The sequence below is a fragment of the Actinoplanes sp. NPDC019969 genome, assembly GCF_055562375.1.
On sequence record NZ_JBVHFK010000007.1, the window covers coordinates 76,372 to 102,023 of the forward strand.

The following is a 25,652-nucleotide window of genomic DNA, read 5'->3' on the forward strand; positions in this document are numbered from 1 at the left end:
CGCCGCCACCACCGGCCTGGACCCGGACGGCCGGGCCCTCAGGTGTCCTCAACACCGCCGAGCAGGCCGGCCTCGCCGTCGGTGTCGCCGTGCTGGGGGGGCGCCACCGACGTTGCGGACGCTCCGATCGAGGGCTACCGGACCGGTCTCCGCCTGGGCGCCGGCGTGGCGCTGGTGGGCGCGCTGGTCATCGCCGGAGCCCGGGCGGTCCGCCGCCCGCACCGTGAACAGCGGCAGGCCTTGTCCGGCGCGGACGGGGGCCGCCGCCCGGCTCCGGTCGTGGTGGGTGACGGGAGCCGGACGGCGGGGTTGACGCGGATCAGCGGGCGGTGCAGGTGGCGGCGGTGGACGGGGCCGTGCCGGTGCCCTGGAAGCCGAAGGACGTGCCGGCGCCGGCGGCCAGGGAGCCGTTGTAGCTGACGTTGGTGAAGGAGACGGCGCCGGTGGAGCCGCTCGCGGTGGCGCTCCACGTGTTGGTGACGGCCGCGCCGGTGGGGAGGGTGACGCCGGCGGTCCAGCCGGAGACGGCTGCCGAGCCGGCCCGCACCGTGACGGTGGTGACGAAACCGCCGGTCCAGGACTGGACGGAGACCGTCGCCGTGCAGGCCCCGGTGTCGGTGGGCTGGCTGGTGGACGGGGACACCGACGCGGAGATCGAGGCGGACGGTGATGTGGTGGAGCCGCCGAGGGCGGTGAGGACGGCGGTGTACGCCTCCTTCGGGTTGCCGTTGCCGTCGAAGAGCAGCGGGGTGCCGCTGGCCCGCCACGAGTCGCTGTCGCGGATGCCCCAGACGGTGATGCCGTTGCAGCGGGTCACGGCGAGGCAGGCCCGGGTGACGGCGGCGAACGCGTTGGCCTGGGCGGTGCCGGAGCCCTCGATGTCGAGTTCGGTGATCTGCACGTCGACGCCGAGGTCGGCGAAGCGCTGCAGGTTGGCCTGGTAGTCGGCGGGCAGCGGGGACTGCGGGTTGAGGTGGGACTGGAAGCCGACGCAGTCGATCGGCACGCCGCGGGCCTTGAAGTCACGGACCATGTTGTAGACGGCGGTGCTCTTCGCGTTGACGCCGTCGGTGTTGTAGTCGTTGTAGCAGAGCTTGGCGCCCGGGTCGGCGGCCCGCGCGGTCCGGAACGCCACCTCGATCCAGTCGTTGCCGGTGCGCTGCAGGTTGGAGTCGCGGCGGCCGCCGCTGCCGCCGTCGGCGAACGCCTCGTTCACCACGTCCCACGAGTCGATCTTGCCCTTGTAGTGGGTGGCGACCTGGGTGACGTGGTTGACCATGGCGTTGCGCAGCGCGGTGCCGCTCATGTTCTGCGCCCAGGACGGCTGCTGCGAGTGCCAGGCCAGGGCGTGCCCGCGGACCTTCTGCCCGTTGGCGATCGCCCGGTTCACGATGGTGTCGGCCGAGCTGAAGCTGAAGCTGCCCTGGGTGGGTTCGGTGGCGTCCCACTTCATCTCGTTCTCCGGGGTCACCGAGTTGAACTCCCGGTTCAGGATGCCGGAGTAGACGGGGTCGGACAGTTTGTAGGCGGCGACCGCGGTGCCGAAGTAGCGGCTCTTCGCGGCGGCGGCCGAGCCGAGGGTGCTGGCCGCGTTCGCGCTCGGGGAGAGCACGGCGAACGCTCCGGCGGACAGGACGCCGCTGGCCACGACCGTGAGGATCGCGAGGGATCGTCTCATGGGGAAACTCCGATAGGGGATTCGGGGAAGTATCGACGGGGAAATCGATACATCTCGAAAAGCTACCGACAGCTTCCGGAAACCTCAACCATCGATACCGGTAATACGCTGGCAGTCAGTCCCGAAAGTTTCGGAGCACCTCGGCCAGCGCGGCGGCTGCGGCGGCCGCGTCGTCGCCGGTGGCGTGCACGGTCACCGTGGCGCCGGCGGTGGCGCCCAGGGACATCAGGCGCAGGGCGCTGCGGGCGTTCGCGGCACGGTCGTCCACCCGTACCGCAATGGTCGAAGTGAAGGCCGCGGCGGCCCGCACCACCTCGCCCGCCGGGCGGGCGTGCAACGCCACCGGCAGCACCACCGCGACCTCAGAACTTGGGGACATCGCGGGCCTCCCGGGCGGCGTCGGCGACGGTGGCCAGGTCGGCGCCGGTGGAGGCGAGCACCGCGGCGGCCACCGCGCCCTCCACCAACGGCGCGTCCGCCAGCACGATGTCGGCCGGAACCGGACCGGGCGGCAGCTCGTCGAGGACGGCCCGGGCGGTCAGGACAGCGCTGCCCAGGTCGGCCAGGACCAGCACACCGGCCCCCGCGTCGGCCCGGGCGATCGCGGCCCCGATCCGGTCCGCGCTGGTGCCGAGATCCCCGTCGCCGGTGCCGCCGGCCGGCTCCACCCGCACGTCACCGCCCGCCACCTGGGACAGCAGGTCGCGGAGCCCGTCGGCCAGTTGCGCGCTGTGTGACACCAGGACGATTCCCACGTACGCCATGTCTGCAGATCGTAGTCACGGAAAGTCTTGGCCGAATCGCCCCGCGCGACCATGCTGATGGGACGACGGAAGGAGCCACCGTGAAGAAGTTCATCAATGATCCCGCCGACGTGGTGGCCGAGGCGCTGGCGGGGCTCGCCGCCGCTCATCCCGACCTCCGGGTGGACACCACCGAGCAGTACGTGGCCCGCGCCGGCGCGCCCCGTCCCGGCAAGGTCGCCCTGGTCTCCGGGGGCGGCTCCGGGCACGAGCCGCTGCACGGCGGGTTCGTCGGCGCCGGGATGCTGGACGCCGCCTGCCCGGGCGAGGTGTTCACGTCCCCGGTGCCGGATCAGATCCTCGCCGCCACCAAGGCGGTCGACGGCGGCGCCGGGGTGATCCACGTCGTGAAGAACTACACCGGCGACGTGATGAACTTCCAGCTCGCCGCGGAGCTCGCCGGCGACGAGGGGATCACCGTCGAGACGGTGCTCGTCGACGACGACGTGGCGGTGGAGAACTCGACGTGGACGGCGGGCCGCCGGGGCACCGGCGCGACCCTGCTGGTGGAGAAGATCGCCGGGGCGCTCGCCGAGGAGGGCGGCAAGCTCGGCGAGGTGGCGGCGATCGGGCGCGAGGTCAACGCGGCGTCGGCTTCTTTCGCGTACGCATTGACGGCCGGCACCACCCCCGCCGCCGGCCGTCCCGGGTTCGACCTGCCGGACGACGAGATCGAGGCCGGCGTCGGCATCCACGGCGAACCGGGCCGCCGCCGGGAGCGCCTGCGCCCGGCGAAGGAGCTGGTCCGGTCCGCGCTCGACGTGATCCTCGAGGCCCAGCCGCTGGACCGTGGGGAGCGCGTGATCGTGCTGGTCAACGGCCTGGGCGGCACTCCGCTGATCGAGCTGTACCTGATCTACGGCGAGGTCGCCGCGGTGCTGGCCGAGCGCGGTGTCGAGATCAGCCGCCGCCTGGTCGGCAACTACGTGACCAGCCTCGACATGGCCGGCATGTCGATCACCGTGACCCGGGTGACCGACGAGATGATCCGGCTCTGGGACGCCCCGGTGCGCACGCCCGGCCTGCGGTGGGGCGCCTGACGTGGACGTCGCACTCGCCACCGCCTGGCTGCGCGCGGCCGCCGGGTCGGTCACCGCCGAGGCGGACCTGCTGACCCGGCTGGACTCCGCGATCGGCGACGGCGACCACGGGGTCAACATGCGGCGCGGGTTCACCGCTGTCGTGACGGTCCTGGACGGCTCCGAGTTCACCGCTGTCGGTGACGTGTTCGTCCGGGCCGGCGCCACCCTGATCTCGAAGGTCGGCGGCGCGTCCGGCCCGCTGTACGGCAGCGCTTTCCGGGCGTTCGGCAAGGCCCTGCCGCCCGGCGACCGGGTCGGTCCCGCCGACCTGGTCGGGGCCCTGCACGCGGGCCTGGAGGCGGTCCGCAAGCTGGGCGGGGCGCAGCCCGGCGACAAGACCATCGTGGACGCCTACCAGCCGGCGCTGACCGCGTTCGAGGAGGCGGTGGCCGGTGGCGCCGGGCTGCCCGAGGCGGCGGCCGGCGCGGCCCGGGCGGCAGGTGACGGGGCGCGGGCCACCACAGCGCTGACCGCCCGCAAGGGCCGGGCCTCCTACCTCGGCGAACGCAGCGCCGGTCACCAGGACCCGGGGGCCACCTCGACGTGGCTGATCTTCCAGGCGCTGGCCGACGTGACCGCTCCCTGATCCCTTCCGTCACTCTGGGCGAGTGCGCCCGCCACCGTGGCCCCAACCGGAAGACTGGGGGCGAACGGCTTCTCAACTGCGCTCCGCCCGTGCCGATCAGGCGGGCAATCACGAGCCGGATGGCAGAAGAGGGGACTACCGGAAATGGGCCTGAGCGGGCTGTTCGACGACCGGTCGCTGCGCACCAAGATCGGTGCCGCGGCGATGACGGCGACGGTCACCGGACTGATCGTCGGAGGCTTTGCGATCAGCACCGTCTACGACCTGAACGACAAGGCCGCGGAGTCGCAGCGGCAGTCGATCACGATCCAGAGCGCGGTGGGCTCGTTCGGCCGCAACATCGAGGCGTACGTCGGTGGCGCCTCCGCCATGCAGCTCTACCCGGCGATCGCCAAGCAGATCGGCACCGGGATGGAGCAGAACAAGGCCGAGATCGAGACCGCCCTGGAGCAGCTGGACGGGGCGCTGCCGGGCGACGACAGCGTCGCCCGGGCGCAGCAGGACTGGGCCGACTTCGTCACGTTCATGGGCACCGACCGGACCGGGGCCTCCCAGGCCGAGCTGACCAAGGCGCTGCAGGAGTACAACACCCTGCACGAGGCGCTCGGCGAGGACCAGACGGCGCTGCGGGACCAGGCGACGACGCTCGCCGAGCAGCGCATCAGCGAGGCGGAGAAGGCCGGCGAGGAGGCGGCCTACCTGGTCGGCGGCCTGCTCGCGGCGGGCATGGCACTGAGCCTGTTCATCGGGTTCCAGGTGGCGAGCCGGGTCCGCAGGACGGTGACGGCGGTCGGCCGGATCGCCGAAGGGCTGGCCGAGGGCGACCTCACCCGTACCTCCGGGGTGCAGAGCCGTGACGAGATCGGCCGGATGGCCGCCGCCCTCGACCAGGGTGTGGCCCGCCTCCGGGAGGACATGGTCCAGCTGGCCGGCAGCGCCGGCACCCTGCAGGACGCCGCCGGCCGGCTCAGCTCGGTGTCCGGGTCGGTGGACGCGGCCGCCAGCGAGGCCTCCGGCCAGGCCGGCACGGTCGCCACCGCCGCCGACGCCGTCTCGCACAACCTCCAGGTCGTCTCGGCCGGCTCGCAGGAGATGGGCTCGGCGATCCGTGACATCAGCATCTCCACCTCGGAGGCGACCGAGGTGGCCGCGCAGGCGGTCCGGGTCGCCGCCGAGACCAACGCGATCGTCGGCAGGCTCGGCGCGTCGTCCGAGGAGATCTTCACCGTGGTCAAGGTGATCACCAGCATCGCCGAGCAGACCAACCTCCTCGCGCTGAACGCGACCATCGAGGCCGCCCGCGCCGGTGAGGTCGGCAAGGGCTTCGCCGTCGTCGCCGGCGAGGTCAAGGACCTGGCCCAGGAGACCGCCAAGGCGACCGAGGACATCTCCCAGCGGGTGCAGGCGATCCAGGCCGACACCAGCGGCGCGGTCACCGCGATCGGCGAGATCACCCAGATCATCGAGCGGATCAACGGCATCCAGCTGACCATCGCGTCGGCCGTCGAGGAGCAGACCGCGACCACCGCCGAGATGAACCGGACCCTGTCCGAGGCGGCGAACGGCGCCGGCGACATCGCGATGACGATCGGCTCGGTCTCCGAGGCGACCCGCCGGACCACCGACACCGTCGGCGAGACCCGGCACGCCGCCGACGAGCTGACCGCCACGGCCGCCCAGCTGCAGTCGGTGGTCTCCCGATTCCGGTACTGAGTGGTTGTACGCATCGACGTTCGCTGACAGGGTGGAGGCATGTACCCGCCCGAACCCTGGCAGCTGCGCGGACAGATGTACCTCTCGGTCTTCCTGATCCCCAGGAGTGACGCGCCGCCGCTGCCCGGAGTCCTGGGCGCGGCGGTGCGCCCGTTGACGGTCGGCGGCAGGGTCGCGGTCGGCGCGGCCTGGGTGTCGTACGAGCCCGGCGGCGTCCTGCATTACCAGGAGCTGCTCAGCGCCGTCCTGGTGCGGGAGCGCGGACGCCCGCGGGTGAGCATCACCGACATCTGGGTGGACAGCGTCGCCTCCCGTGAGGGCGGCCGCCGGCTCTGGGGCATCCCCAAGGAGCTGGCCACGTTCGGCATCGACGCGGAGAACGACCCGCTGGTCGACGCCACGATCACCGCCCCGGAGGAGGCCGCCCCGTTCGCCTCGGCGCTGATCCGGCTCAAGGGCCGCCTGCCCGGCCGGTTCCCGCTCGGGTTCACGGTCGCCCAGGAGCTCGCCGGGCAGGTCCGGCGCACCCCGGTCCGGGGCCGGGCCGGTCTGCGGACGGCGAGCGCCGCCTGGCGTCCCGAGCCCGGCGGCCCGCTCGGCTACCTGGCCGGCCGCCGTCCGGTGCTGAGCCTGGCGATCACCGACTTCTGGCTGGTGTTCGGCCGTTCCGCCGAGGACCGGGCGAAGTCCCGCTCCACCCGCTGAGATCCCCCCGGCCGTCCCGACGCCGCCGAGTCAGCAGCCGCCGAGACAGCGGCCGCCGAGACAGCACCCGCGGCCGGCCGGGTACGGTCGATCGGCAGGACACCCGGCCGACGAGGAGCACGATGACCGCCGACCACCATCACCACGCGCACGGCGACCTGCCGGACGATCCCCGCGCCCGGCGGATCACGCTGACGCTGTTGATCCCGGCGGTGCTGCTGACCGTGCTGGGCATGCTGCTGCTGTGGCCGCGGGACGCGCCGACGGCGGCCGAGGCCGCGGACGGCCCGGTGACGGTGACCGGCGAGGTCGTGTCGGTGACCCGGCAGGAGTGCCCGCCGGTGCCCGCGGGCGACAAGCCGGACGAGAACTGCGGCACCGTGGCGGTGAAGCTGGACAGCGGCGCGACGGTGGCCGCGGCGATCCCGACCGGGCCGGGCGCGCCCGAGGTGGCGGCCGGCGACGACGTGCAGATGATGGCGCTGAACTCGGAGGACGGCAGCACCGCCTACTCGATCACCGACCATCAGCGCGGCAGCGAGCTGTGGATCCTCGGGGCCGCGTTCGCGCTCGCGGTGATCGCGTTCGGCCGGTGGCGCGGGCTGACCGCCCTGGCCGGGCTCGCCGTCACGTTCGGCATCCTGCTGTACTTCATCGTTCCGGCGATCCTGGACGGGAGGTCGCCGGTGCTGGTCGCGGTGGTCGGCGCCGCCGCGATCATGCTGATCGTGCTGTACCTGACACACGGATTGTCGATCACCACGACGATCGCCGTCGCCGGCACGCTGGCCAGCCTGGCGATCACCGCGGTGCTGGCCGCCGTCGCGACCTCGGCGGTGCACCTGACCGGGGTCGCCGACGAGACGTCCAACTTCCTGACCATCACCCAGGGCGACGTCAACATGCAGGGCCTGCTGCTGGCCGGCATCGTGATCGGCTCGCTGGGCGTGCTCGACGACGTGACGGTCACCCAGTCGGCCACGGTCACCGAGCTGGCGCTGGCGAATCCGGCGTACGGGTTCCGCCGCCTCTATCGCGCCGCCACCCGGATCGGCCGCGCGCACATCGCCTCGGTGATCAACACGATCGTCCTGGCGTACGCGGGCGCCTCGCTGCCGTTGATGTTGCTGTTCGCGGCCGGGAACACGCCGGTCGGGGAGGTGCTGACCACGCCGCTGATCGCGCAGGAGCTGGTGCGCAGCGCGGTCGGCACGATCGGCCTGGTCGCCGCGGTGCCGATCACCACGGCGCTGGCGGCGTTCCTGGCGGCCCGGCGGCATCGTCCCGCGCACATCCCGGCACACGCTGCGCCCACGGCTCCCGCGCCCACGGCTCCCGCGCCCACGGCCTCCGCACCCACGGCCCCCGCTGCCGCGCCCACCTCCGCCGCCCCCGCCGGGGAGAGGGAGCGGCGTGGCCCGCAGAAGGAGGACCCGTGGGCGGCGTTCGTGGACCGCGACCGGTGACGGGCTACTTGCCGCACTGCTTCCACTCGACCCGGTAGAGCGTGTTGATCGCGGCGTCGGCGGAGTCCATCGACAGGAAGTTCGTGTGCTTCTTGGTGTCCGACGTCCCGCGGTTCACCCGCAATTCCGTGTTGATGTTCAGGAAACGCCGCTCACCGCACGGCAGGAAACTCATCGACGCGATTCCCACCTTGTCGTTGCGCTGCCACGAGTCGTCCATGGGGCCCTTGAAGTCGTGCCGGGTACGGGTCGTGTGGGAATGGCCCTGGAAGTAGTAGCTCGCCATCTGCTGCCCGTACGCCCCCGGCTTCAGGCTGGCGTATCCGCGGTAGTCGGCGCTGGCGATCGCGAACGTGAACCCGGACGGCACCTTGATGTCCAGGGCCATCTGGCAGTTCTTCCGGAAGTCCAGCGGCGACGCCTCCGGGCCGACCTGCGCGGTGTACTTCGAGTAGGTCACCGTGAACGCGGTGTAGTCCGGCGAGACCTGGATGTCCGCGCTGCCGTCGGGGCAGCCGGAGCCGTTCGCCGAAACCACGTCGATCACCATCATCTTGTCCGGTTTCGGCGCGTGCTCGGGTGCCGCCTGGGCCGGCGCGGCCATCGCGAGAACACCGAGAAGAGCCGTTCCGGCGGTCATCGAACGCAACATGAGAAATCCCCCGTCTCCTTTTCCTCGAAACCTTACGAAGAAATCCGAGAATGGCTCGGGAAAAGGTCCTCAAGAATCGTTTACGGATCCCACGTTAGCGATCGCGGGAACGGCGCGGCCCGATGCGCGCCACAGCCGTACCAGAGTGCGGACAACCCGGCCATTCGTCCTGATTTCCGCAATCACCGCACCGGTCCCGGCGGAGTGTGTTACGCGCCGAGTCGGCGGGCCAGGGCGGTGTAGCGGCGGCCGGCGCCGACCGTGCGGACCGCGGCGGCCAGGGCGCGGCGCGAACCGACCAGCACGACCAGTTTCTTGGCGCGGGTGATCGCGGTGTAGAGCAGGTTCCGCTGCAGCATCATCCAGGCGCTGGTGGTGAGCGGGATGACCACGGCAGGGTACTCCGAGCCCTGCGACCGGTGGATGGTGATCGCGTAGGCGTGGGCCAGCTCGTCCAGCTCGTCGAAGTCGTAGTCGATCAGTTCGTCCTCGTCCGTGCGTACCGTCAAGGTCTGCTCCTCCGGGCTCAACCCGGTCACGACGCCGACCGTGCCGTTGAAGACCCCCGCGGCCCCCTTGTCGTAGTTGTTGCGGATCTGGGTGACCTTGTCGCCGACCCGGAACACCCGCCCGCCCAGCCGTCGCTCCGGCAGGCCCTCGCGGCCCGGGGTGAGCTGCTGCTGGAGCAGGGTGTTCAGGGCGCCGGCGCCGGCCGGGCCGCGGTGCATCGGGGTGAGGATCTGGATGTCGCGCCGCGGGTCCAGGCCGAACTTGCGCGGCATCCGCGAGCAGGCCACGTCGACGGTGAGCGCGGCCGCCGCCTCGTTGTCGTCGCACGGGAACAGGAAGAAGTCCGTCATGCCCGCCAGGAGCACCGGTTTGCCCTGGTTGACCCGGTGCGCGTTGGTGACGACGCCGCTCTCGGCGGCCTGCCGGAAGATCTGGGTCAGCCGCACCCGGGGGATCACCTCGGCGGTCAGCAGATCACGCAGCACCTCGCCGGCGCCGACCGACGGCAACTGGTCGACGTCACCGACGAGCAGCAGGTGCGCGCCCGGCGGGACGGCCTTGACCAGCTTGTTGGCGAGGATCAGGTCCAGCATGGAGGCTTCGTCGACGACGATCAGGTCGGCGTCGAGCGGGTTGTCGCGGTCGTACGTGGCGTCGCCGCCGGGCTGCAGCTTGAGCAGGCGGTGCACGGTCGCGGCGGGGTGGCCGGTCAGCTCGGCGAGCCGTTTCGCGGCGCGGCCGGTCGGGGCGACGAGCTGGATCCTGGCTTTCTTGGCGGCGGCGAGTTCGACGATCGAGCGTACGGTGAAGCTCTTGCCGCAGCCCGGGCCGCCGGTGAGGACCGCGACCTTCGAGGTGAGCGCGAGCCGCACGGCCTGTTCCTGCTCGGGCGCGAGGGTGGAGCCGGTGCGCTGGTGCAGCCAGCCAAGCGCCTTGGTCCAGTCGACGTCCACGAAGTGCGGCATCCTGTCCGATCTGTGCCGCAGCAAAGAGATGAGTGTTGATGAAAGTGACTGCTCGGCGCGATGGAACGGCACCAGATACACGGCATCGTCCTCGCGGACCACGCCTTCCTCGGCGACCAGTTCGTCCAGGCACGGCGGGATCAGGACACCGGGAACGTCCAGGATCTTCGCAGCGTCGGCCATCAGCTCGTTGGCCGGCAGGAAACAGTGCCCGCTGTCCGTCGCCTGGGACAGCGTGTACTGCAGGCCGGCTTTCACCCGCTCGGGGCTGTCGTGCGGGATACCGACCGCCTGCGCGATCGTGTCCGCCGTCTTGAACCCGATGCCCCAGACATCCGAGGCCAGCTTGTACGGCGAGTTCTTCACCACCGAGATGGAGGCGTCCCCGTACTTCTTGTAGATCCGCACCGCGATCGACGTCGACACCCCGACGCCCTGGAGGAAGACCATCACCTCCTTGATCGCCTTCTGCTCCGCCCACGCCGCCGTGATCTTCTTCGTCCGTTTCGGCCCGAGCCCGGCGACCTCGATCAGCCGCTCCGGCGAGTTCTCGATGATCTCCAGGGTGTCGAGTCCGAAATGGTCCACGATCCGCTCGGCGAACACCGGCCCGATCCCCTTGACCAGCCCCGACCCCAGATAGCGGCGCAGCCCCTGCACGGTCGCCGGCAGCACCGTCGTGTACGACAGCACCTCGAACTGCCTGCCGTACTGCGGGTGGGACGACCACCACCCCGACATCCGGAGGCTCTCACCCGGCTGCGCCCCGAGCAGCGCGCCCACCACGGTCAGCAGATCCGAGCTGCTCTGGTAGGCCACCCGGGCCACCGTGTAGCCGGTCTCCTCGTTCACATAGGTCAGCCGCTCCAGGACGGCTTCGAGAACCTGTTTCGGGCGGGGCGGGGACTCCGGCGGCACGCGCCCATCGTGCCTGTCGAAGCCGGAAAGAGACAACTAACGTGTGGACCATGGCGCTTTTTGACCTCCCGCTCCCCGAACTGCGCGAGTACCGCTCCACCCGCCCGGAACCGGACGGCTTCGACGACTTCTGGTCCGGCACCCTGGCCGAGGCGCGCCGGGCCGCCCTGCCCCCGAAGATGCACGAGGTGACCACCCCGCTGACGGGCATCACCACGTACGACGTGACGTTCAGCGGCTTCGCCGGGCAGCCGGTCCGGGCCTGGCTGAACCGCCCGTCCGCCGCGACCGGCCCGCTGCCGGTGGTGGTCGAGTTCATCGGCTACGGCGGCGGCCGCGGCCTGCCGATCGACTGGCTGGTCTGGGCCAGCGCCGGGTACGCGCACCTGGTCATGGACACCCGCGGCCAGGGCGGCTCGTGGCGCGGCGGCGACACCCCGGACCCGGACGACTCCGGCGCCGGCCCGTCCACGCCCGGCTTCATGACCCGGGGCGTGCTCGACCCGGAGACGTTCTATTACCGGCGGCTGATCACCGACGCGGTCCGGGCCGTGGAGACCGCCGCCGAACTGCCGGGCGTCGACGCGTCCCGGCTCGTGGTGACCGGCGGCAGCCAGGGCGGGGCGCTTGCGCTCGCGGCCGGCGGCCTGGCCCCGGAGCTGGTCTCGGCAGTGGTGTCCAAGGTGCCGTTCCTGTGCGACATCCGGCGGGCGATCACCATCACCGACAGCGACCCGTTCCACGAGGTGGTCCGGTTCCTGCGGATCAACCCGCACGTCGCCGAGCGGGCGCTGCACACGCTCGACCACGTCGACTCGGTGAACTTCGCCCGGCGGATCACCGCCCCGTCGATCCTGTCGGCCGCCCTGATGGACGCGGTCTGCCCGCCGTCCGGGGTGTTCGCCGCGTACAACGCGATCCCGGCGCCGAAGCAGATCGAGGTCTACGAGTGGGACGGCCACGAGGGCGGCCGGAGCCGCTTCGACATCGCGGCCCTGGAGTTCGCCGACGACCGCCTGAGCTGAAACCGGTGCGGGGCGCCGTTCGCACAAGCGCCCCGCACCGTCGTCAGATCAGCGACCTGAGGATGCTGATCCCCAGGAACAGCACGATGAACGCCAGGTCGATCGAGATGCCACCGGCCCGCAGGGGTGGCAGAACCTTCCGCAGCGGGGCCAGCATCGGCTCGGTGATCGTGTAGATCGCGTCGAGCGCCTTGGACCGCCACGACCCGGGCATCGCGGGACCGGCCAGCGTCACGCTCCAATCCAGCACCACCCGAACCACCAGCACCAACTGGACCAGCAGCAGCGCGAAACTGACCAGAGCGAGAACCATCGGAACCTCCGTCGGCGGGAACCTGCCCCCCAACTATGCGGCGGTTTCCTGTGAGGTCGCTTGGCGAAGTCTGGACGGCGACCCGGTCAGTTGAAGTGGTCCGGGTGCGGCCCGGTCCGGCCGTCGCTCTCCAGCGCGTCGATCGCCGCGATGTCGTCCGCGGACAGCTCGAAGTCGAAGATCGCGATGTTCTCCCGGATCCGCGACGGGGTCACCGACTTCGGGATGACGATCCGGCCCTGCTGCACGTGCCACCGCAGCACCACCTGCGCCGGCGTGCGGTCGTGGGCCGTCGCGATCCGGGTGATCGCCGGGTCGCCGAGCACACCCGCCTGCGCCAGCGGGCTCCACGCCTCCGTCACCACGCCGAGTTCCGTGCCGGCCGCCTGGGCGTCCCGCTGCTGCAGCGCCGGGTGCACCTCGATCTGGTTCACCGCCGGGACCGTGCCACCCAGATCGGCCACCGCCCGCAGATGCTCCGGCAGGAAGTTCGACACGCCGATCGCGCGGACCCGGCCGTCGGCCAGCAGCGACTCCAGGGCCCGCCAGGTGTCCAGGTACTTCCCCCGCTTCGGGGTCGGCCAGTGGATCAGGTAGAGGTCGAGGTGGTCCAGCCCGAGCCGGGAGAGGCTGGCGTCGAACGCGCGCAGCGTCTCGTCGTACCCCTGATCGTTGTTCCAGACCTTGGTCGTGATGAACAGCTCGTCCCGCGGCACCCCCGCCGACTTCAGCGCGGCGCCGACCCCGGACTCGTTGCGGTAGATCGCGGCCGTGTCGATGCTGCGGTAACCCGCCTCGATCGCGGTGGTGACGGCGGCGGCGGTCTCCGCCTCGGGGATCTGGAAGACGCCGTAACCGATCTGCGGAATCGTGACGCCGTTGTTGAGCGTGATGACAGGCGTTGCGCCCATGGGAAGTGGTCCCCCTCGTCAGCGGAATCGGCCACCCGGCCCGCCGACGATGTCCGGCGAGGCGAGCGATGTGTCTCCCTCTCTACCCCGCGGGAGACGTCTGCCCCCACCATCGCCCCGCCGATGCCGCCGAGTTGAGCTGATGATCACTTCGCGGCGTCCCCCGGGGTGGCGGCCGGGCCCGCGGCTCCGCGGCTGGTGGCGGCGCCAGACCCGCGCGAACGGTCACGGCATGCTTCCCACCAGGTTCTTTCCTGGTTGTACGCTCGATCGCGCGCCCGGCGCCACGAGGACTCCGCTCGCCCGCCCCCACATGACGGGCAGCACACTCCTTCGACGTCCCCGTCGGCGCCCACCCACCCTGCGCCGTCCCCGCCGAATACCACCCGCCCGGCGCGGTCCCGCCCGAACGCCGCCCGTGCCGCATCGTCCCGGCCGAACGCCGCTCGTGCTGCGCGGTCCCGGCCGAATACCGCCCGTGCCGCATCGTCCCGGCCGAGCGCCGCCCGTGCTCCGGGGTCCCGGGCTGAGGCCGCCCGTGTGCCTGGCCCAGCAGCAGCCGCTCCGTGATCGTGGGCCGCCCGCCGCGGGTCCCGCGCTGCGGAGCCCCAGCGGGACACCACCCGCGCTCCGTCGCGGGCAGGGACCGTCCGTGTGCCCGGGCCAGCAGCAACTGCTCCGTGGGCCGTCCGCGACGGGATCGCTGTGATCGGCCCACCGTCGCCACCCCTGGCCGCCCGTCCCGGGAGACGCCCGTTCCCGTTCGCCCGTGGCCGTCTTCTGACGTGCGCCTTCGGGGCCGTGGGTGGCTGTCCAACGATGTGGTCATCACAGGCCCACCACGCGTCGGACCGCGAACGCGCCCCGGCGCCGCCCGGTCCGGCGGGTCACCGAGCCCGCCGACCGTACCTCCGGCGACTGGCCGGCCCATCGGGCCGGCGGTTCGGGTTCGTCCCGCCGGGCGGGGGGCCGGTCCGGCGGGACGGTCTGGGGCAGGAGTGGTCGTTCCCGGTACGCGACCACCGCCGCCCGCCCCCGATACGGCGGGATCGCCGGCGCCGGCGGTCTCAGACGAACCGTCTGGCGCGCGTTCAGGGAAGTGCCGCCGGACAGGGCCGTGTCATCCGACAGGGACGTGCACGACATGCCGCCCGATGGTGAAGGGGCCTCCTCGCCGGGATCGCGGCCGGAGCCCGCCGGCAGCGCCACCGGGGTACCACCACCGGAGGGCTCGGTCGTGCTCCGGGACCCGTCAACCGGTATCGCCTCGGCTCGATTCATGGCGCTCATTATTGATGAACGTGCATCCCATGCAAGGCCCTCACGACGCCTGTTACGCCCCGGAAACAACTTTCGCCGGTTCCGGCACACTCGCCCCCTGTCACTGACCGTCACACTCCCTACCTCGCCGAACCCTGCGCTCCCGGTGGCAGCCCTGCGGTCCCCACCACTCGTAGCTGCGCGTGACCTCCACAGCGATTCGCCCCATACGTCCGGGCTGTCACGCTGTGATCACCGCCCTTCTCACCTGCCACTGCTCCCACCGCCCCAACCACTCCCGACCCGAAACCCGCCACCCCCGAAACCCGCCGTCCCCGTGACTCGCCGTCCTCGTGACCCGCCGCCCCCGAAGCTGTCGCCCGCATCGCTCGTCGCCCGCGACAGCCATGAGTCAGCCATTGGCGACACGGCTGTACCCTCCCGCTGTGATCAAGCTGCTCGGCGTCCCAGCCCTCGTCTGGTCCGCCCTCTGCCTGGCCTTGGCTGTCGTGTGGCTGTTCGTTTGGCCCGCCGGTCAGGCCGCAAGCGCTTCCAGCCTCACCTACGCCGTCCTCCGCTGGGCTCATTCCCTGACCTGGCTGCTGCTGGCGATCGCCGCCGCCACCGCCGCATCCGGTGCTCCGCGAGCCGCCCAGCGAATCGCTCTGCTGGCCCTGCCCGCTTACGCCGCCTTCCTCTACGCCGTGATCACCACCGGTTGATCCCTCCGCCTACTCCCCACCCGACGCCCCACAGCTCCTGCCCGCCGGGATGCAGGCCGATCCGCCCTGCCGATCCGCCCTGCTGATCCGTCCTGTCGATCTGCCGCAGTCGATCCGGGCTCACCAATCCGGCCTGCCAATTCGCCTCGCCGATCCGCTCCCGTCGATCTGGTCTCGCCCATCCGAGCCCCGGCGATCGCAGCCCTGAACGAAGCCGACGCCCGCGTCAGCTTTCTCGACGCGGGAAGGCGCTCTTTCCTGGCGATCTTGAGCAGTTGTCCCATTAGATCAGCCCTAACCTGCGATCTGGTGCCTTCCGCATCGGCACTGTCTGCCCAAGATCGAGAGAGTCCGCGATCTTGGGCAGGCAGTGCCGGATTTGAGTCTTCTTCTCGGTTACTCAGGTCCGTATCCGCCAGGCCTCGAGCGAGTGAGCCCGTACGCACCCTTGACCCTCAAGATCGACCCGCGGCCAGCGTTCTTGTGCGACTCGGTCCGGCACCTCCTGCCCAAGGTCTATCAGGTTCGCGATCTTGGGCGGGAAGTGCTGGATTTCCGCAGCTCAGCGCACAAGAAGGAGCAGAAATTCGATCTTGTTTGCTCGGCTCCGGCGTCGGGTCCACAAGATCGGGAACTGGCCCAGGAAGCCCCGGCCGTAGTCGTGACGGCAGCCCTCGGGTGAGGGCTTGACTACTCGCCATTCTGCACCCGAGAAGAAGACTCATTTCCGGATCCAAACGCGCAAGTTCAGCCCTACATCCGATCTTGCGCGCCCCAATCCGGCGGGAAAATGCACAGGAATCAGTGCGCCTCTCAGTCCGGCGGAAAATGCACCAGACCAGAGGTGAATCGTTCAAGATCGCAAATCGCCAGCGCCCATGCCGCGACCGAAAAAGCACACCCCGATTCGCACTCCACGCCGGCGCTGCACCGCCGGCGTCCCGCCCCCGAACCGGCAACGCGAATCGCCCGCCGCAACGACCGTGGCCGGCCATCCCTGAAGAAGCGCGGCTCGGTGATGGTTCCGGCTGGCCGTGAGTGCTGCCTCGACCCGGTCGAGACAGCCCTGACGACCAGCCGGAATCCCCAGCTGGTTCTGACGGCTGTCTCGCCGCGCGGGAGACAGCCATCAGAACCAGCCGCACAAGATCCACCGGCAACCGGACGGGGCGCCACATCTGACCCGGGCGGGTTCAGGCCGCGTTGGCCGCCTGCCACTGGGCGATGACCACGCCGACGACGAACACCTGGACCGCCAACGGCAGTCCGGGCAGGTCCGCGGCGAAGCCACCGGTCCAGGTCCCGGTACGGGTGATGACGCCGATCGTGCGGTCGCCGTCGACGAGGTGCTGGTCGGTGCCGAACACGGACGGGCGGCGGAACGTGTAGGTGCGGCCGGCGGCCTGCACCGACCAGTTCCGGCGGCCGACCTGCTCCGCCTGGGCGATCACCGCGCCGCTGCCGTCGAGCAGGGAGTAGCGGCTGCCCCACAGATTGGCCCGTACGTGATAGCTGTGGCCGCCCAGGTCGAAGCTGCCGCCGCCGACCCAGAAGCCGTTGTCCCAGACGGTGACCGGGATGCCGTCCTCGGCGATGTCGTAGCGGGTTCCCCAGAACCCGGTGCGTTCCGCTGTCAGCATCCCGCCATCGTAGGAACCGCGGTCACGCGGGGAAGCCGTGCTCGGCGAGGGTCTTGTCGATGCGGGCGCGGTGGGCCCGCTCCCAGTCGTCGAGGGTCTCCGTCTCCTCCTTGGCGAGCCGGGCGCGGGCCGCGGCGAGGACCTCGTCGTGCCGGGCGGCGGGGACGACCACCACGCCCTCCTCGTCGGCGACCACGATGTCGCCCGCGCCGACGGTGACGCCGCCGCAGCGGACCGGCTCGTGGTGGGCGCCGAGCCGGGTCTTGGTGCCGGGGATCGGGATGACGCCGCGGGCGAAGACCGGGAAGCCGATCTCCCGTACCTCGCCGAGGTCCCGGATGAGCCCGTCGAGGACGAACGCCGCGATGCCGCGCCGGTGCGCGACGGCGCAGACGTTGCCGCCGGCCAGGGCGTGGTCCAGATCGCCGGATTCGACGACCACCACCGAACCCGGCTCGGCGCGGTAGATTGCCGCGTGCAGCATCAGGTTGTCGCCGGGCGGGCACCGGACCGTGAACGCCGGACCGGCCACCCGCGGCACCGGCGTCCAGAGCGGCCGGATCCCGATGTCCATGACGCGGCTGCGGTCGAGCACGTCGGCGAGCGTGGTCGGCGGGATGTCGGCGAATCCGGTCATGAGGTCCTCCAGCGGCGCGGCCCGAACGGGTGTTCAGGTTGCCATACGGGCCGCGCCGCCGGGTCAGGCAGCGGCGGCCGCGGCCTTGTACAGGGCGATCTGGATGCCCACCACGAACACCCGCAACGGCAGCGGCAGGCCGGGCAGATCGGCGGCGAGGTCCAGGTTCCACGCGCTGGTCCGCTTGATCACGCCGATGACGCGCTCACCGTCGACGAGCTGCTGGTCGTGGCTGAACATCGACGGGCGGCGGAACGTGTAGGACCGGCCGCCGGCCAGGACGGTCCAGTTCTTCCGGCCGACCTTCTCGGCTTCGGCGACCACCGCGCCGGTGTCGTCGAGCAGGGACCAGCGGGTGCCCCACGTGTTCGAGCGCACGTGGTAGGCCCGCCCGTCCAGCTCGAACCGGCCGCCGTTCGCCCACCAGCCGGTGTCCCAGACGGTGACCGGTGTGCCGTCCTCGGCGAGATCGAACGTGTTCCCCCAGAACCCGGTGCGTTTCGCTGTCAGCATGGCGCCATCGTATTGATCATCGGTGTGGCGGTCAGGAACAGGGCCAGCCGGGACGCCGCCTCCGCCGGGGTGGTCACCGTCTCCCGGGCCGCCGACAGGATGCCGGACAGGGTGTCGCCGATGCCGTCGATCCGGGCGGCGACCTGCGACGGGGTCTCCCGGTGCAGTTCGGTGGCGATGGCGTGGATGATGCCGCCGGCGCTGACCACGACGTCCGGCGCCCACAGGATGTCGCGGTCGTGCAGGAGGCCGGCCACCTCGCCGGTGGAGAGCTGGTTGTTGGCGGGCCCGGCGACGGCCGCGCAGCGCAGCGTGGGCACCACCGCCGGGGTCAGGACGCCGCCGAGCGCGGCGGGCACCAGCACGTCCACCTCCGCGGTGAGACAGGTTCGCGGATCGGTCCAGGTCGCGCCGGCGGCGATGGCGGGGGTACGCCGTGAGCCGTCCACATCCGACGCGACGACCCGGGCCCCGGCCGCGGTGAGCAGCCGTACCAGATGCGTGCCCACCCGGCCGACGCCGAGCACCGCGAAACTGCGCCCGGTCAGCTCCGGTGATCCGAACCGGTCGGCGGCGACCGCCCGCAGCGCCGCCATCACCCCGGCCGCGGTGCCCGGGGACGAGTCGCCGTCCCGGCACAGCACGTGCGTGGTGCGTTCGCCGATGGTCACCATGTCGTCCGGTCCGGTGCCCACGTCGGGGCCGGTCGCGTAGATCCCGCCGAGCCCTTCGATCACGTCGCCGACGTCGTGCAGCACGGTTCGCCGTTCGGCCGCGCCGGCGGGGCGGGGGAGCGCGACGACGGTCTTGCCGCCGCCGTGGGGCAGGCCGGCCAGGGCGGCTTTGGCGGTCATCGCCTCGGACAGCCGGAGCGCGTCGTCGAGCCCGTCCCGCCAGTCGCCGTAGACGGCGAGGCGGCACCCGCCGATCGCCGGCCCGAGCACGGTGGAGTGCACCGCCACGACGATCGGGAACCCGGTCCGGGCGCCCCGTTCCACGACGACGTGCTGGTGGTTGAAGGGCATGGCGCATCTCCCGTACGGATGAAGGGATTGATGCCTTGAAACTAGGAGGGCCGCCGGAGGCGAAACCGTTGTGCCGAAGGAAGTTCGGGATATCCTCCGGAATCATGGCCATGGATGACGTTGATTCGGCGATCGTGCGGGAATTGCAGTCGAACGCCCGGCAGACCAACCGGGACCTGGCCCGTGCCGTCGGCATCGCCCCGTCGACGTGTCTGGAGCGGGTGCGTCTTCTGCGTGACCGCGGGGTGATCACCGGGTATCACGCCGATGTCAGCCTGACCGCCCTCGGCCGGGACGTCGAGGCGCTGCTGAACGTCCAGGTCCGCCCGTTGAACCGGGAGGTGATCGAGGGCTTCAAGGCGTACGCGGCCGGCCTGCCCGAGGTGCTGTCGGTGTTCGTGCTGGCCGGCGGCGACGACTTCCTGGTGCATGTGGCCGTGCCGAGCGTGGAGGAGCTGCACGCGTTCCTGATGGACCGGTTCTCCGGCCGCCGGGAGGTGGTGGGTTTCCGCAGCTCGGTGATCTACCAGCACCACCGCAACCGGGTCATCGACCCGCTGGATCCCGCTGGAAGTGCCAGACGATGACGACCGGGATGCCGGCGAACACCTGATCCCGGACGTGCGGGACCAGGTCCAGCAGGGACCACGGCCAGCGGTCCCACGGCCCGGTCGCCAGGGGAGTGTCCGGCAGGGTGGCGTCGGTTCCGGCCTGGGCGCCCCATCGCGGCTCCTCGCACGACCGCAGTGTGAACCCGGCCGGCAGCGCCGCGCCGAGATAGTCCGAGGCGCGGTGCCGGTGGTTGGTGATGAGCGCGGGGCGGCCGCCGTCGAGCCGGACCCGGGGCACCGAGCCGAGCGCGTTGAGCTCCGCGGAGATGTCCGACACCACCAGGTGCCCGCCGGGCCGCAGCACCCGGGCGAACTCGGCGAACACCGGGCGCAGATCGCCCACGTGGGTCAGCGCGAGCGAGCACGTCACGACGTCGGCGTGCGCGTCCGGGACCGGCAGCTTCTCCAGGGGGCCCGCGCGGAACTCGGCGCCCGGAACCCGTACTCGCGCCCGGTCCAGCATGCCGGGGGAGCTGTCCACCCCGATGACCTGATGTCCCTGCCCGGCCAGCCACGCGCTGTGCCGCCCGGTGCCGCACGCCGCGTCCACCGCCACCCCGGGCGGCAGCCCGCCGAGGATCCGGTGGACCACCTCCTCCTCGGGCGCGAACAGCCCGTTGCCGGGGTCGTCGTAGGTTTGCGACCACACCTGGTAGCCGTCCCCGGTGCCCGCCCATCCGACGGCGACCGGCGCGGTGTCCAGGTCGTCCATGGCCAGCAGGCGGCGCATCTCGGCCACCCGCGCGGGCCCGGACCGCGGATCCGAGTCCTCGGTGAACGAGCGGAGGAGGGCCACGCCCTCGATCGCCAGCAGGTACTCCAGCGCGCGCTGATGAATCATGGATCGAATCCTGTCGTTCCCGCGGTGGGGGCGCACGTGAATATCCCGGGCGTGGCAGGTTGGTGGCATGGACTACCGCCGCACGTACCGTTCCGCCGCCATCGCCTTCGCCGACCTGGTGTCCCGCATCCCGCTCGAGCGCCTGGACGGCCCGGGCCTCGGCGAGTGGACCCTGCGCGACCTGCTCGGGCACACCGTCAGCTCGGCGCTGCGGCAGGTCCCCGCCGTTCTCGCGGACCGGGCGCCGACCCTGGTGGTCCCGGCGCCGGAGGCCTATTTCGGGATGGCCCGGACCGCGCCGCCGGCGATGGTCGCGGCCGCCCACCGGGCGTCCACCGAGGATGCCCGGCGCACCGGGGCCGAACTCGGCGATCAGCCGGCGACCGCGGTCAGCGGCTTCATCGGCAAGGCCACGGCGGCGCTGGCCGGGGCGTCCGACGACGACCTGGTGGCGACCGCGGCGGGCGGCATGCGGGTGCGGGACTGGCTGCCGACCCGCACGTTCGAGCTGGTGGTGCACGCCTCGGACGCGGCGGTCGCGGCCGGGGTGCCGGTGGAGTTCGACTTCGAGACGATCGCCGAGTCGGCCGCGCTCGCCGCCCGGATCGCCGCCGCCACCGGCAACGGCCTGCCCGCGCTGCGCGCGCTCACCGGCCGCGACCCCCTGCCTTCCGGTTTCTCGGTGGTCTAGGTCCACGAGTGCGTCCGGAGTGTCCCCGGCCACAGTGGCGGGACGGCGCGCATCCATCGATCGCGGGCAATTCAGGCGGGCTCGTGTCCCGTACGGCTGGATGGCACGAACGCGTGAGGGAGCGCTCCCACGATTCCCCTAACGTCTCCTCCGGGACGGCCCGACCGAGGAGGCCGCCACGTGACCAACGGGGACGATCGTGCTCAAGAAGGCTGCTCTGCTCACCACCGCCGCGCTCACCGTCGCGCTCGCCGCCGGCTGCTCCGAGTCGACGACAGCGGCGCCGGCGACCACGACCGCGCCCGCCGCATCCGCCACCGGATCGGGCGCGGCCGCCACCGCCACGCCCACCTCCGACCCCGGGGACAACGGCCTGAAGACCACCCCGGCCGGCAAGGGCGGCAACGGCGGCAAGAAGCCCACGCCGACCAGCGACCCCGGCGACCCCACCCCGACCAGCGACCCCGGTGACGGCGGCAACTGGTTCCGCGCGCTCGCAGCGTGCGAGGGCGGGCAGGAGACCGAGGTCCAGAAGCTGTCGTACGGGGACGTGACCGGCGACGGGGTGGACGACGCGCTGGTGGCACGCAGCTGCGAGCCGATCACGTCGCGCCGGCCGAGCACCGTCGAGGTGTTCGACGGCGCCACCGGCGAGAAGCCGCGCCGGCTCGGGGTGCTGCTCAAGGACGTGGGCGAGGCCGACTTCCCGTACGTCACGGAGCTGAGCGCCAGTGGCGGCGTGGTGACCGTCCGCGCGCACGGGGTCGGCGGCGACAACCCGCAGGCCTGCCCGAACCTGAAGCTGACCTACAGGTACAAGTTCAGCGGCGGCACGTTCACCCGCACCGACCGCAAGGCCGTCACGTCCACGACCTGCCTGTCGCTCGACTGATCGGAGCACACGGGTTCGCCCTCCGCGGAAGAGGAGTAACGCGGAGGGCGAACCTCGGGCCGGGCGTACCCGGGGGTAAAGCCTTTACAGAACCTCGGCGGCCAGTGGCAGGGGATTGCCGAACCGGTGCGCGGTGATGCTGACCGCCTGCTCCCGCAGGAACGGCAGCAGCTCGATCCGGCCCGCCTCGGTCACCGGACCGGACCAGACCGCCAGGTCGGGACGCCCACCGGTGGCCTCGGCCAGCGCCGTGGCGTCACCGCCGACCAGCCGCACCCGGCCCGCGGACAGCCCGGCCGCGAACGCCGCGTCGTCCTCGACGGTCAGCGACGGGCAGCGGGCGGCCAGCCGCTCCGGCAGCGGCCCCGCGCTGGAGACCCGCACCTCGGCGCCGGTGAGCAGGCCCGCGGCCAGCACCCGGACCAGGTCGGCGACCGATCCGCCGGCGGCGAACCGGACCGTGACGGGGCACGGCAGGTACCGGAACACGTTCCGCTCCACGGCCAGGCCGGACACGTCCGACGGGGTGCGGAAACCGAACGCGGCGTCGCTGCGCGCGGCCCGCTCCACCTTCGCGTACCCGTCGGCGTCCAGCACGTCCCGGGCGTCGCCGAGCAGCGCCCGCACCCCGGGGTGGCTGATCTCCGCGCCGGACGTCGCCGGGCGCGGCTCCCAGCCGGTGAGGCCGACCAGGTAGTTCGGGCCGCCCGCCTTGGTGCCGGGGCCGACCGCGGACTTCTTCCAGCCACCGAACGGCTGCCGCCGTACGATCGCGCCGGTGATGCCCCGGTTGACGTACAGGTTGCCCGCCTGCACCCGGTCCAGCCAGGTACGGATCTCGCCCGCGTCCAGCGAGTGCAGCCCCGACGTGAGCCCGAAGTCGACCTCGTTGACGATGTCGATCGCCTCGTCCAGGGTGTCCGCGGTCATGATGCCGAGGATCGGGCCGAAGTACTCGACGCGGTGGTACTCCGAGCCGCGCCGCACCCCGTCCCGCACGCCCGGGCTCCACAGCTTGCCCGAGTCGTCCAGCTTGCGGGGCTCGAGCAGCCAGCGTTCCCCGGCGCCGAGCGTGGTCAGGCCGTCGAGCAGCTTGCCCGCGGCCGGCTCGACCAGCGGGCCCATCTTGGTACGCAGCTCGGCCGGGTACCCGACGTCGAGGGAGGCCACCGCGTCCAGCAGCTGGGTGCGGAACCGCTGCGACCGGGCCACCGAACCGACCAGCACGACCAGCGACGCGGCCGAGCACTTCTGCCCCGCGTGCCCGAACGCCGACGACACCACGTCCTTGACGGCCAGGTCCAGGTCGGCGCTGGGGGTCACGATGATCGCGTTCTTGCCGCTGGTCTCGGCGAGCAGCGGCAGGTCGGCACGGAACGACCGGAACAGCTCGGCGGTCTCGTACGCGCCGGTCAGGATCACCCGGTCGACCAGCGGGTGCGCGATCAGCTCCCGGCCCAGCGTGCCCTCGTCCACCTGCAGCAGGGTCAGCAGGTCGGCGTCGGCGCCGGCGGCGGACAGCGCGTCCCGGACGATCCCGGCGAGCACGGCGCCGCAGCGCTCGGTCGGCCCGGCCGGCTTCAGCACCACCGACGACCCGGCGGCGAGGGCGGCCAGCACCGAACCGGCCGGGATCGCGACCGGGAAGTTCCACGGCGGCGTGACCAGGGTGAGCCGGGCCGGGACCGGGACCGCGCCGTCGGTCTCCTGGAGCGCGGCGCTCAGCTCGGCGTAGTAGTGGGCGAAGTCGATCGCCTCGGAGATCTCCGGGTCGGCCTGGTCGACGGTCTTGCCGGCCTCGGCGGCCATCACCCGCAGCAGGGTGTCCCGGTGGGCTTCCAGGGCGTCGCCGACGGCGTGCAGGACGGCCCGGCGGTCGGCGGCGCCCCAATTCGCGGCGGCGGCCTTCTCGACGGCCTCGTCCAGGTGCGCCCGGTCGTGGATCCGCGGCACCTCGATCGCCGAGATGTCCAGATCCTTCAGGACGAGGCGAGCCCGGTCGCGGTTGCTCGCCACCGCCGGGTCGGTGTCCGGGACGTTCTCGAACAGGCCCGGGACGCTGCGCGGGACGGCGGCGAAACGGTCGGCGACCCGGTTCGGCTGCGGGACCACCTCGTCGAGATCGGCGAGCGACGCCAGGAAGCGGTTCTGCTCCCGCTCGAACAGCTCCTGGTGAGTGTGCAGCTCGAACACCGCGGACATGAAGTTGTCCGGGCTCGCGCCCTCCTCGAGGCGGCGGATCAGGTACGCGATGGCGACGTCGAACTGCTCCGGGCGTACCACCGGGGTGTAGAGCAGCAGACCGCCGACCTCGCGCCGGACCGCCTCCGCCTGGCCCTCGGCCATGCCGAGCAGCATCTCGAACTCGATGCCGTCGCGGACCTCGCGCTCGCCGGCGAGAAGCCACGCGTACGCGATGTCGAACAGGTTGTGCCCGGCCACCCCGAGCCGCACGTTCCGGATCCGGTCCGGGTGCAGCGCGTAACCGAGGACCCGCTTGTAGTTGGTGTCGGTGGCCTGCTTGCTGTCGCAGGTCGCGACCGGCCAGCCGTGCAGTTCCGCCTCGACCCGTTCCATCGGCAGGTTCGCGCCCTTGACGAGGCGGACCTTGATGCCGGCGCCGCCGCGCTCGCGCCGGGCCGCGGACCACTCCTGCAGGCGGATCATCGCGCCGAGCGCGTCCGGCAGGTACGCCTGGAGCACGATGCCGGCCTCCAGGCCGAGCAGCTCGGGCCGGTCGAGGAGCTTCGTGAAGACCGCGATCGTGAGGTCGAGGTCCTTGTACTCCTCCATGTCGAGGTTCACGAACTTGCCGGTCCGCGCGGCCAGGGTGAACAGGGGCAGGAGCTGCTCGGTGATCTCCTCGACGGCCTCGTCGAAGGCCCACGGGTTGTGCGGGGCGACGGCGGAGGAGACCTTGATCGACACGTAGTCGACGTCGGGGCGGCTCAGCAGCTTCTCGGTGCTGCGCAGGCGCTGCCGCGCCTCCTGCTTGCCGAGGACGGCCTCGCCGAGCAGGTTGACGTTGAGCCGGACGTTCCGCGACCGGATGCGCTTGATCGCCTTGCCGAGCCTGGCGTCGGTGGCGTCGACGATCAGGTGGCCGACCATGTGCCGCAGCGCGCGCCGGGCCACCGGGACGACCACACCGGGCATGATCGGGGCGAGGGCGCCGCCGGCCTTCACCGCGAGCCGCAGGTGCGGCGGCAGGAACGCGGGCACGTCCTTGGCCAGGGAGTTCAGGGTCCGGGCGCTGACCCGGAGATCCTCCGGGCGGATCACGCCGTCGACGAAACCGACGGTGAACGCCAGGCCCTTCGGATCGCGCAGCACAGCGGCGAGCTGCGCGGCCGAACCGCCGACCGGGACGTCCGCGGCCTCGCGCAGCCAGCGCCGGACAAGGGCGATCGTCTCTGCGGCGATCTCAGACATCGGGAACTCCTTCCGTTCTGCGCCACAGTCTGAAGCCCTGAAAGCGCTTAGGAAAAGCGAT

The 25,652-nt window shown here is 71.9% G+C and carries 24 protein-coding genes; 11 read left to right on the plus strand and 13 right to left on the minus strand.

The window, feature by feature from the left end:
* Positions 1 to 319: 319 nt before the first annotated feature.
* The 3 genes from ACZ3II_RS21545 to dhaM form a co-directional block, all read right to left on the minus strand.
* Positions 320 to 1,678, minus strand: a complete 1,359-nt coding sequence (locus ACZ3II_RS21545; protein WP_465519474.1) for a glycoside hydrolase family 10 protein — start codon at positions 1,676 to 1,678, stop codon at positions 320 to 322.
* 115 nt (positions 1,679 to 1,793) lie between these two features.
* The gene (locus ACZ3II_RS21550; RefSeq protein ID WP_465519475.1) at positions 1,794 to 2,057 is read right to left on the minus strand and encodes an HPr family phosphocarrier protein; all 264 of its coding nucleotides are present in this window, start codon (positions 2,055 to 2,057) and stop codon (positions 1,794 to 1,796) included.
* Positions 2,041 to 2,442, minus strand: a complete 402-nt coding sequence (gene dhaM, locus ACZ3II_RS21555; protein ID WP_465519476.1) for a dihydroxyacetone kinase phosphoryl donor subunit DhaM — start codon at positions 2,440 to 2,442, stop codon at positions 2,041 to 2,043. The genes ACZ3II_RS21550 and dhaM overlap by 17 nt, the downstream gene beginning before the upstream one ends.
* A gap of 80 nt (positions 2,443 to 2,522) precedes the next feature.
* Between dhaM and dhaK the strand changes: the two genes are divergently transcribed.
* The 5 genes from dhaK to ACZ3II_RS21580 all read left to right on the plus strand — a co-directional run bounded on the left by dhaK (position 2,523) and on the right by ACZ3II_RS21580 (position 8,033).
* Positions 2,523 to 3,521: a dihydroxyacetone kinase subunit DhaK gene (gene dhaK, locus ACZ3II_RS21560; RefSeq protein WP_465519477.1), complete on the plus strand. Its 999-nt coding sequence runs from the start codon at positions 2,523 to 2,525 to the stop codon at positions 3,519 to 3,521.
* Position 3,522: 1 nt separating this feature from the next.
* Positions 3,523 to 4,149 (plus strand): dihydroxyacetone kinase subunit DhaL, encoded by a 627-nt coding sequence (gene dhaL / locus ACZ3II_RS21565; protein ID WP_465519478.1) that lies wholly within the window; start codon positions 3,523 to 3,525, stop codon positions 4,147 to 4,149.
* A 144-nt stretch (positions 4,150 to 4,293) separates the two neighbouring features.
* A complete protein-coding gene (locus tag ACZ3II_RS21570; RefSeq protein WP_465519479.1) occupies positions 4,294 to 5,862 on the plus strand; it encodes a methyl-accepting chemotaxis protein in 1,569 nt (522 codons plus the stop codon).
* A 39-nt stretch (positions 5,863 to 5,901) separates the two neighbouring features.
* Positions 5,902 to 6,567: an acetoacetate decarboxylase family protein gene (locus ACZ3II_RS21575; protein WP_465519480.1), complete on the plus strand. Its 666-nt coding sequence runs from the start codon at positions 5,902 to 5,904 to the stop codon at positions 6,565 to 6,567.
* Positions 6,568 to 6,689: 122 nt separating this feature from the next.
* The gene (locus ACZ3II_RS21580; RefSeq protein ID WP_465519481.1) at positions 6,690 to 8,033 is read left to right on the plus strand and encodes a YibE/F family protein; all 1,344 of its coding nucleotides are present in this window, start codon (positions 6,690 to 6,692) and stop codon (positions 8,031 to 8,033) included.
* Between the two features lie 4 nt (positions 8,034 to 8,037).
* Here the strand turns inward: ACZ3II_RS21580 and ACZ3II_RS21585 are convergent, their stop codons facing one another.
* Positions 8,038 to 8,685: a DUF4360 domain-containing protein gene (locus tag ACZ3II_RS21585; RefSeq protein WP_465519482.1), complete on the minus strand. Its 648-nt coding sequence runs from the start codon at positions 8,683 to 8,685 to the stop codon at positions 8,038 to 8,040.
* A 209-nt stretch (positions 8,686 to 8,894) separates the two neighbouring features.
* Entirely contained in the window at positions 8,895 to 11,078 is a 2,184-nt protein-coding gene (gene recD2 / locus ACZ3II_RS21590; protein WP_465519483.1) for an SF1B family DNA helicase RecD2, read from the minus strand.
* 50 nt (positions 11,079 to 11,128) lie between these two features.
* On the opposite strand from recD2, the gene ACZ3II_RS21595 reads away from it, so the two are divergent.
* Entirely contained in the window at positions 11,129 to 12,103 is a 975-nt protein-coding gene (locus ACZ3II_RS21595; protein ID WP_465519484.1) for an acetylxylan esterase, read from the plus strand.
* Between the two features lie 43 nt (positions 12,104 to 12,146).
* Here ACZ3II_RS21595 and ACZ3II_RS21600 read toward each other — a convergent pair whose 3' ends face one another.
* On the minus strand, positions 12,147 to 12,416 hold the full coding sequence (locus tag ACZ3II_RS21600) for a YggT family protein (RefSeq protein WP_465519485.1): 270 nt from the start codon (positions 12,414 to 12,416) through the stop codon (positions 12,147 to 12,149).
* A gap of 86 nt (positions 12,417 to 12,502) precedes the next feature.
* Positions 12,503 to 13,327 carry an aldo/keto reductase gene (locus tag ACZ3II_RS21605; RefSeq protein WP_465519486.1) on the minus strand — a complete coding sequence of 275 codons (825 nt, stop codon included), beginning with the start codon at positions 13,325 to 13,327 and terminating at the stop codon, positions 12,503 to 12,505.
* Positions 13,328 to 15,033: 1,706 nt separating this feature from the next.
* Here ACZ3II_RS21605 and ACZ3II_RS21610 point away from each other — a divergent pair.
* Together ACZ3II_RS21610 and ACZ3II_RS21615 are read left to right on the plus strand one after the other, a co-directional pair.
* Entirely contained in the window at positions 15,034 to 15,309 is a 276-nt protein-coding gene (locus ACZ3II_RS21610) for a hypothetical protein (RefSeq protein ID WP_465519487.1), read from the plus strand.
* 448 nt (positions 15,310 to 15,757) lie between these two features.
* Entirely contained in the window at positions 15,758 to 15,991 is a 234-nt protein-coding gene (locus ACZ3II_RS21615) for a hypothetical protein (protein WP_465519488.1), read from the plus strand.
* A 511-nt stretch (positions 15,992 to 16,502) separates the two neighbouring features.
* Here the strand turns inward: ACZ3II_RS21615 and ACZ3II_RS21620 are convergent.
* The 4 genes from ACZ3II_RS21620 to ACZ3II_RS21635 form a co-directional block, all read right to left on the minus strand.
* Positions 16,503 to 16,949, minus strand: a complete 447-nt coding sequence (locus tag ACZ3II_RS21620) for a hypothetical protein (RefSeq protein ID WP_465519489.1) — start codon at positions 16,947 to 16,949, stop codon at positions 16,503 to 16,505.
* 22 nt (positions 16,950 to 16,971) lie between these two features.
* Positions 16,972 to 17,586: an RraA family protein gene (locus ACZ3II_RS21625; protein ID WP_465519490.1), complete on the minus strand. Its 615-nt coding sequence runs from the start codon at positions 17,584 to 17,586 to the stop codon at positions 16,972 to 16,974.
* A 63-nt stretch (positions 17,587 to 17,649) separates the two neighbouring features.
* Positions 17,650 to 18,099: a hypothetical protein gene (locus ACZ3II_RS21630; protein ID WP_465519491.1), complete on the minus strand. Its 450-nt coding sequence runs from the start codon at positions 18,097 to 18,099 to the stop codon at positions 17,650 to 17,652.
* Positions 18,093 to 19,124 (minus strand): Glu/Leu/Phe/Val dehydrogenase dimerization domain-containing protein, encoded by a 1,032-nt coding sequence (locus ACZ3II_RS21635; RefSeq protein WP_465519492.1) that lies wholly within the window; start codon positions 19,122 to 19,124, stop codon positions 18,093 to 18,095. Before ACZ3II_RS21635 ends, ACZ3II_RS21630 begins: the two co-directional genes overlap by 7 nt.
* Before the next feature lie 104 nt (positions 19,125 to 19,228).
* On the opposite strand from ACZ3II_RS21635, the gene ACZ3II_RS21640 reads away from it, so the two are divergent.
* Complete coding sequence (locus ACZ3II_RS21640) at positions 19,229 to 19,711, plus strand: Lrp/AsnC family transcriptional regulator (RefSeq protein ID WP_465519493.1); 483 nt, start codon at positions 19,229 to 19,231, stop codon at positions 19,709 to 19,711.
* On the opposite strand, the gene ACZ3II_RS21645 is transcribed toward ACZ3II_RS21640, so the two are convergent.
* Positions 19,671 to 20,576 carry a class I SAM-dependent methyltransferase gene (locus ACZ3II_RS21645; protein ID WP_465519494.1) on the minus strand — a complete coding sequence of 302 codons (906 nt, stop codon included), beginning with the start codon at positions 20,574 to 20,576 and terminating at the stop codon, positions 19,671 to 19,673. The two genes, ACZ3II_RS21640 and ACZ3II_RS21645, sit on opposite strands and share 41 nt — an antisense overlap.
* Positions 20,577 to 20,643: 67 nt before the next feature.
* On the opposite strand from ACZ3II_RS21645, the gene ACZ3II_RS21650 reads away from it, so the two are divergent.
* Positions 20,644 to 21,267 (plus strand): maleylpyruvate isomerase N-terminal domain-containing protein, encoded by a 624-nt coding sequence (locus tag ACZ3II_RS21650; protein ID WP_465519495.1) that lies wholly within the window; start codon positions 20,644 to 20,646, stop codon positions 21,265 to 21,267.
* 199 nt (positions 21,268 to 21,466) lie between these two features.
* The gene (locus tag ACZ3II_RS21655) at positions 21,467 to 22,159 is read left to right on the plus strand and encodes a hypothetical protein (protein ID WP_465519496.1); all 693 of its coding nucleotides are present in this window, start codon (positions 21,467 to 21,469) and stop codon (positions 22,157 to 22,159) included.
* Between the two features lie 84 nt (positions 22,160 to 22,243).
* On the opposite strand, the gene ACZ3II_RS21660 is transcribed toward ACZ3II_RS21655, so the two are convergent.
* Entirely contained in the window at positions 22,244 to 25,591 is a 3,348-nt protein-coding gene (locus ACZ3II_RS21660) for a bifunctional proline dehydrogenase/L-glutamate gamma-semialdehyde dehydrogenase (protein ID WP_465519497.1), read from the minus strand.
* Positions 25,592 to 25,652 lie beyond the last annotated feature (61 nt).

Excerpts from the sequence above, each read along its gene's own strand:
- ACZ3II_RS21545 (WP_465519474.1), bottom strand. The coding sequence starts at position 1,678 with ATGAGACGATCCCTCGCGATCCTCACGGTCGTGGCCAGCGGCGTCCTG.
- ACZ3II_RS21550 (WP_465519475.1), bottom strand. The coding sequence starts at position 2,057 with ATGTCCCCAAGTTCTGAGGTCGCGGTGGTGCTGCCGGTGGCGTTGCAC.
- dhaM (WP_465519476.1), bottom strand. The coding sequence starts at position 2,442 with ATGGCGTACGTGGGAATCGTCCTGGTGTCACACAGCGCGCAACTGGCC.
- ACZ3II_RS21570 (WP_465519479.1), top strand. The coding sequence starts at position 4,294 with ATGGGCCTGAGCGGGCTGTTCGACGACCGGTCGCTGCGCACCAAGATC.
- ACZ3II_RS21575 (WP_465519480.1), top strand. The coding sequence starts at position 5,902 with ATGTACCCGCCCGAACCCTGGCAGCTGCGCGGACAGATGTACCTCTCG.
- ACZ3II_RS21580 (WP_465519481.1), top strand. The coding sequence starts at position 6,690 with ATGACCGCCGACCACCATCACCACGCGCACGGCGACCTGCCGGACGAT.
- ACZ3II_RS21585 (WP_465519482.1), bottom strand. The coding sequence starts at position 8,685 with ATGTTGCGTTCGATGACCGCCGGAACGGCTCTTCTCGGTGTTCTCGCG.
- ACZ3II_RS21595 (WP_465519484.1), top strand. The coding sequence starts at position 11,129 with ATGGCGCTTTTTGACCTCCCGCTCCCCGAACTGCGCGAGTACCGCTCC.
- ACZ3II_RS21600 (WP_465519485.1), bottom strand. The coding sequence starts at position 12,416 with ATGGTTCTCGCTCTGGTCAGTTTCGCGCTGCTGCTGGTCCAGTTGGTG.
- ACZ3II_RS21605 (WP_465519486.1), bottom strand. The coding sequence starts at position 13,327 with ATGGGCGCAACGCCTGTCATCACGCTCAACAACGGCGTCACGATTCCG.
- ACZ3II_RS21620 (WP_465519489.1), bottom strand. The coding sequence starts at position 16,949 with ATGCTGACAGCGGAACGCACCGGGTTCTGGGGAACCCGCTACGACATC.
- ACZ3II_RS21625 (WP_465519490.1), bottom strand. The coding sequence starts at position 17,586 with ATGACCGGATTCGCCGACATCCCGCCGACCACGCTCGCCGACGTGCTC.
- ACZ3II_RS21630 (WP_465519491.1), bottom strand. The coding sequence starts at position 18,099 with ATGCTGACAGCGAAACGCACCGGGTTCTGGGGGAACACGTTCGATCTC.
- ACZ3II_RS21635 (WP_465519492.1), bottom strand. The coding sequence starts at position 19,124 with ATGCCCTTCAACCACCAGCACGTCGTCGTGGAACGGGGCGCCCGGACC.
- ACZ3II_RS21640 (WP_465519493.1), top strand. The coding sequence starts at position 19,229 with ATGGCCATGGATGACGTTGATTCGGCGATCGTGCGGGAATTGCAGTCG.
- ACZ3II_RS21645 (WP_465519494.1), bottom strand. The coding sequence starts at position 20,576 with ATGATTCATCAGCGCGCGCTGGAGTACCTGCTGGCGATCGAGGGCGTG.
- ACZ3II_RS21650 (WP_465519495.1), top strand. The coding sequence starts at position 20,644 with ATGGACTACCGCCGCACGTACCGTTCCGCCGCCATCGCCTTCGCCGAC.
- ACZ3II_RS21660 (WP_465519497.1), bottom strand. The coding sequence starts at position 25,591 with ATGTCTGAGATCGCCGCAGAGACGATCGCCCTTGTCCGGCGCTGGCTG.